Genomic DNA, 3,619 nt, shown 5'->3' with positions numbered 1-3,619 from the left:
GTCGACGGCCGCCCGGTCGAAGGCGGCCAGGTGACGATCCCGATCCGCTTCAACCTCGACTGACGGGGGTGTCAGGCTGGGTCTGCCTCAGTAGCTCTTCGGCAGGCCCAGAACCCGTTCGGCGATGTAGTTCAGGATCATCTCGCGGCTGACCGGCGCAATGCGGGCGATCATCGCCTCGCGGAAGTAGCGCTCGACGTGGAACTCCTTGGCGTAGCCCATGCCGCCGTGCGCCAGCACCGCCGCCTCGCACGCCCGGAAGCCCGCTTCGCCGCCTAGGTACTTCGCCGCATTGGCCTCGGCCCCGCACTCGCGCCCGGCGTCGTAGAGGGCGGCGCCCTTGAAGGCCATCAGGTTCGCCGCTTCGAGCTCTGCCCAGGCCTTGGCCAGCGGATGCGCCACGCCCTGGTTCTGGCCGATCGGCCGGCCAAACACGACCCGCTCCTTCGCATAGCCCGCCGCCCGCTTCAGCGCCGCCCGGCCCAGGCCCACGGCCTCGGCCCCGATCAGCACGCGTTCGGGGTTCAGCCCCTCCAGTAGATAGTAGAAGCCCCTGCCTTCCTCACCGACCAGATCCTCGGTCGGCACGTGCAGGTCGTCGATGAAAACGGCATTGGATTCAACGGCTTTCCGCCCCATCTTCGGAATCGGCGTGGCCTCGATCCGGCTGCGGTCGAAGTCGGTGTAGAAGAGCGACAAGCCCTCGGTCGGCCGCCGCGCCTCCTCCTTGGGCGTGGTCCGCGCGATGATCAGCATCTTGGTCGCGCGCTGGGCGTTGGTCGTCCACATCTTCCGGCCGCGGATGACGTAGCCGTCGTTCGTGCGCACGGCCCGCGTCGTCAGGCTGGTGGTGTCCAGCCCCGCGTCCGGCTCGGTGACGGCGAAGCAGGTCTTGTCCTGGCCGGAGATGATCCGCGGGATGGCCCTTTTCCGCTGCTCGTCGCTCCCGAACTTCACCACCGGCATCAGGCCGAAGATGTTCAGGTGCATCGCGCTGGCGCCCGAGAAGCCCGCGCCGCTCTCGGCCACCGCCTGCATGACGATCGCCGCTTCGGTCAGCCCCAGGCCCGACCCGCCCAGCTCGGTGGGCATCGCCACGCCCAGCCAGCCGGCCTCGGCCATGGCGGCGACGAACGCCTCGGGGAACTCGCCGCTCTCGTCCGTCCTGCGCCAGTAGTCGGCGTCGAAGCGCTCGCAGAGGCGGTCGACCGCGTCTCGGATCGCCTGCTGCTCGTCCGAGAACCAGAAACCGCTCATTTACTTCCCCCGAACCGGCCCGGATCCAGCCGCGCCGCATGGGGGCCGGGATCACGTCCCGTCACGCAAGCGGCGACCACCTGCGCCACCATCGGCGCCAGCAGCCAGCCGTTGCGCCGCGCGCCCACCGCCAGCATCACGTCCTTCGCAACGCCCGGCCCGGCCATCGGCAGCCCGTCCGGCGTCGCCGCCCGCACGCCTGCGCCAACCTGCACCAGCCCGCCCGCCAAGCCCGGGAACAACTTCAGCCCCGCCGCGATCAGCGGCGCGGCCGCCTCCTCGTCCACGGCGGCATCGCCCCGGCCGGGCTCCATGGTCGCGCCGAAGACCATCCCCGACCCCGGCACGGCGTAGACACCTTCGCTCCGCACCACCGCGCCCGCCGACGGCCCGGCGACCCGCACGATGTGGCCCTTGATCGGCGACAGCGCCGCAAGCTCGGGCGCGACGTCGGCCAGGCCTTCCGCCGCGCCGGTCGCGATCACCAGCACGTCGGCCTCGCCGCGGCCGCGCATGATCTTCGGCAGGAAGGTGACGCCCGCGCCCTGGGCCGCCGCCGCCAGCGCACCCAGCGCCGCGGGGGCGTCCACCCGCCAGTCCTCGCGGGTCAGCAGCGCGCGTTCGAAGGCGTCCGACAGGCCAGGTGCGAGGCCCCGCGCCGTCGCCCCCCCGATCTCCGTCGCCCGTTCGTACAGCCGCGCGAAGCGGGCGGCGACCTCGTCCAGCCACGCGTCGCGACCCACCGCTAACGCCCCCGTCCGGTCCAGCGCAATTCCCGCCCGCTCGGCCAGCGCCGGCCAGAGGTCTCGCGCGGCGACCAGCAGGTCCAGGTGCGGCCGCGCCGTCTCGTCCAGAACCGCCTCGAACACCGGCGCGATCATGCCGGCGGCCACGCTGGATGCATTGGGTCCGCCCGGATCGACCACCACCACCTGCGCGCCCGCATCGGCCAGGGCCAGCGCGGTCGAAAGACCCAGCACGCCGGCGCCGGCGACGGTGACTCGGGGGCTTGCGCTCATGCGTCTAACGACCCGGTGAGCCGGCGAAAATCAAGAGCCGGAACCCAGGCTTTGCCACGGGGTTCGTACGGGATGGCCGAAGCCCTCGCCCCGCCGCTGCCCGACGACATCGACCAGCTGGCCGAGACGGTCCTGGCCTTGGCCTGCGACCGCGAACTGCGCCTCGCCGCCGCCGAGAGCTGCACGGGCGGCCTGCTGGCGTCGCTGCTCACCGACATCCCCGGCAAGTCGCACGCCTTTGAGCGCGGCTTCGTCACCTACACCGACGAGGCGAAGAACGAGCTCCTGGGCGTTCCGCTGGTCCTGATACGCGAGGTCGGCGCGGTGTCCGAGCCCTGCGCGCGCGCCATGGCAGTAGGCGCGCTCGACAACTCCCGCGCCGACGTGGCCGTCTCGATCACCGGCTTCACCGAGGGCGCGCCGGGCCAGCCCGCCGGCCTCGTCCACTTCGGCTGCGCCCGCCGCGGCGGCGCGACCCGGCACCGCGTCGAGTGCTTCGGCGACGTCGGCCGCGCCGAAGTGCGGCTCAGCGCGCTACGGGTGGCGCTGGCCCTGCTCCACGAAGGCCTGTCGGCGCTCGACCGCGCCGCCTGACACCCCGATTGCGGAGCCGCGCGGGCGCCTCTAGCCTTCGCCGACCGGTGTTTCGGGCGTGACGCAATCCGCAATGGACAGGTACGGCGGAGGCTCTAGAAGGCCCGGTACGGTTTTGGGGGGAGCAGCTCTTTGATCCGCGACGTCCTCGTGTGGCTCGCCACAAAGGTCGGGAAAGGTCCCGGCGAGTACGATCCGTCCTGGAGCGAGGCGCTCGCCAGCACGCTCAACGTCTGGGGACTGCTTGAAGGCACCCACGTCCTGTCGCTGATGCTGTTCGCCGGCACCATCTTCCTGGTGGACATCCGGCTGCTGGGCATAGGCTTCAAGAAGACGCCCGTGTCGGTGATCAGCGACCGCGTGCTGCCGCTGACCGTCTTCGGTTTCGTGCTGATGATCGTGACCGGCGTGGCGCTCTTCTACGCCAAGCCATTGCTTTATTACCACAATCTGTGGTTCCGCCTGAAGTTGATCTTCCTGGCGATCGCGGTCATCAACATCTTCATCTTCCACTTCAAGGTGCAGAACAACCGCGACGAATGGGACACTGCGCCCGCGACGCCGGCCAAGGCGCGAATCTCCGCGGCGGTCTCCATCCTGGCCTGGGTGGCGGTGATCACCGTCGGCCGGTTCATCGCCTACGACTGGTACGAGTGCGGCAAGCCGCTCCCCCACTGGGCCAACTTCGCCCAGGAGTGCGCCATCTCCGAACGGGGCGCGATCGACCTCTCGGAGGTGACCCAATGATC

General features: G+C 70.6%; 4 protein-coding genes. 2 read left to right on the top strand and 2 right to left on the bottom strand.

Features of this window, described 5'->3' with window-relative positions:
- Positions 1–87 precede the first annotated feature (87 nt).
- The gene (locus VGD44_RS22635) at positions 88–1,257 is read right to left on the bottom strand and encodes an acyl-CoA dehydrogenase family protein (protein WP_331090646.1); all 1,170 of its coding nucleotides are present in this window, start codon (positions 1,255–1,257) and stop codon (positions 88–90) included.
- Positions 1,254–2,276 (bottom strand): FAD-dependent oxidoreductase, encoded by a 1,023-nt coding sequence (locus VGD44_RS22630; protein ID WP_331090645.1) that lies wholly within the window; start codon positions 2,274–2,276, stop codon positions 1,254–1,256. The genes VGD44_RS22635 and VGD44_RS22630 overlap by 4 nt, the downstream gene beginning before the upstream one ends.
- Before the next feature lie 72 nt (positions 2,277–2,348).
- Between VGD44_RS22630 and VGD44_RS22625 the strand changes: the two genes are divergently transcribed.
- Together VGD44_RS22625 and VGD44_RS22620 are read left to right on the top strand one after the other, a co-directional pair.
- Entirely contained in the window at positions 2,349–2,870 is a 522-nt protein-coding gene (locus tag VGD44_RS22625; protein ID WP_331090644.1) for a CinA family protein, read from the top strand.
- 132 nt (positions 2,871–3,002) lie between these two features.
- Complete coding sequence (locus VGD44_RS22620) at positions 3,003–3,617, top strand: DUF6644 family protein (protein WP_331090643.1); 615 nt, start codon at positions 3,003–3,005, stop codon at positions 3,615–3,617.
- The last annotated feature ends 2 nt before the right edge of the window (positions 3,618–3,619 follow it).

Origin of the sequence: Phenylobacterium sp., assembly GCF_036402295.1 — a bacterium.
Classification (GTDB): domain Bacteria; phylum Pseudomonadota; class Alphaproteobacteria; order Caulobacterales; family Caulobacteraceae; genus Phenylobacterium.
This window is presented reverse-complemented; position numbering and strand designations above follow the sequence as displayed.